Source organism: Parageobacillus caldoxylosilyticus NBRC 107762 (assembly GCF_000632715.1).
In the GTDB taxonomy this organism is placed as follows: Bacteria; Bacillota; Bacilli; order Bacillales; family Anoxybacillaceae; genus Saccharococcus; species Saccharococcus caldoxylosilyticus.
The window spans coordinates 1-1,685 of the sequence record NZ_BAWO01000112.1 but is presented as its reverse complement, the minus strand read 5'-3'; the positions used below and the strand labels follow the sequence as shown (position 1 = coordinate 1,685).

Genomic DNA, 1,685 nt, shown 5'->3' with positions numbered 1-1,685 from the left:
CGCACGGTCAACCGATTTCGGTCGGAACGGATGAAGGACGACCATATGAAAAACGGCCAGCTCAAACCGGGGTACAATGTGCAGATTGGGACAGAGAACCAATTCATCACTGGATTTAGCGTGCATCAACGGGCGGGGGATACCGGATGTTTCATTCCGCATTTGGAGCAATTGGCCGCCTATGGGAGTGAGGAGAACTACACGTACTGTGAGAAAAAGGAGATAGTCGCCTGATCAAGTATAACATGTTGGACTGGGAACAAACGAAAGCGTGGGCGAAGGAGATCGGCCGAATCGAGAACATGACGTATGATGAGGAGCTGGATGAGTGGATTTGCGCCAAGAGGGAACGATTGGTGTTGGTGTATGAACGGAAGGAAACGACCGACAACGGGTACGTTGCCGTCAAACGGACGTATCGTTGTACGGCTTGTGCCGGATGCCCGTTTCGGACGGCATGCGCCAAAGGCAAAGACACGAAAACCATCCGCGTTTCCTTGAAAAATCAACAACAACGGCAAGAGATCCGTAAACGGCTGTCCACGGAAGAAGGAGCGGCGACATATCGAAGGCGACATACCGAAAACGACAAATCGAAAACGAGCCGGTGTTTGGGCAAATCAAGCACAACCAGTAATTTCAGCGCTCTTTGTTAAGAGACTCCCAAAAATTACCGTGGAATGGGGGATCATTTGTGCTGCCCACAATTTGAGAAAGTGGGCGGCCACAACTGATCTAACAAAGAAAAAACAGGATAAAATTCAGAAATAAGGAGAAATTCCTGCTTAAAAAAAGGAATAAATAACCAAATAGTAAAGAAAAGAAACAGAGGCTGTCCCCAAAAGGTCGGTTTAACAACCTTTTGAAACAGCCTCTCTTTTTTGGTACATGGTATCTCAGGAAAGTTGTGCAGGCAATATGAAGTTCCGCATGAGGTGTTGTGTAAGCAGGAATTTTGAGAAGAATAAAAAAGGCGGAGCATGATCTCCGCCGTAAGGCTATTGACCTTCTTTGTTAACAGCCTCAAAAGCAGCCAAAACGCTGCTCCTTTTACTCCTTCAACAATGGGGTATATTTTTTAATAGTGCTTAACTCTTGGCCACATATTTGAGCAGACGAATGGGCTCATCGCTTGTTAGTTCCACTTTTTCTTCATCAAAAATAAAGAGTTGTTTCTTTTTCCAATCAATGAAGACTTTGAATGTGTCCGGTTCCACAGATTCTTCGTATCGGCCGTGAATGAGAACGGTCTGAAACGATGAATATTCAGAAGAGGCGTTTACCTCTTCTTCGGCGTGAACTTTACGGCATTCCACAGGTACTTTTCGCACGATTGGGTCATTATCATCGGGATAGGCCAATCCGATTTTGCCGGGAGTAACAAAAACAAGCAGGTGCACCGGCTCTTTTTCTTGGTTTAGGTACCCATGCAGGACATTTTGCCAACCAAACACGATACTGCCCGGCTCGGCTACGATCGTTTCGCGATTGCCCACAAAATAAGTCAATGTTCCAGACAACACCAATGCGCAATCCTCGCCGGAAGTGTGAATGTGCGCTCCCAACCCTTGATTATACGGGAAGATGATTTCGTACAGGCTGGTATTTTTCCCTTTACTGGAATAGAGCAATTCGTTTTTGTAAACAGTCGGGGGATTAGAAAGAAGAAAACTCCTCATTATTTT

General features: G+C 45.8%; 1 protein-coding gene and 1 pseudogene. One reads left to right on the top strand and one right to left on the bottom strand.

Annotated elements, in window-relative coordinates; all coding sequences use genetic code 11:
• A pseudogene (locus GCA01S_RS19085) lies at window positions 1–771 on the top strand (transposase); the annotation flags it as partial.
• A gap of 317 nt (window positions 772–1,088) precedes the next feature.
• On the opposite strand, the gene GCA01S_RS18835 reads toward GCA01S_RS19085, so the two are convergent.
• Window positions 1,089–1,685, bottom strand: a 597-nt coding sequence (locus GCA01S_RS18835; RefSeq protein WP_081804229.1) for a cupin domain-containing protein, incomplete at its 5' end; no start/stop codon positions are given.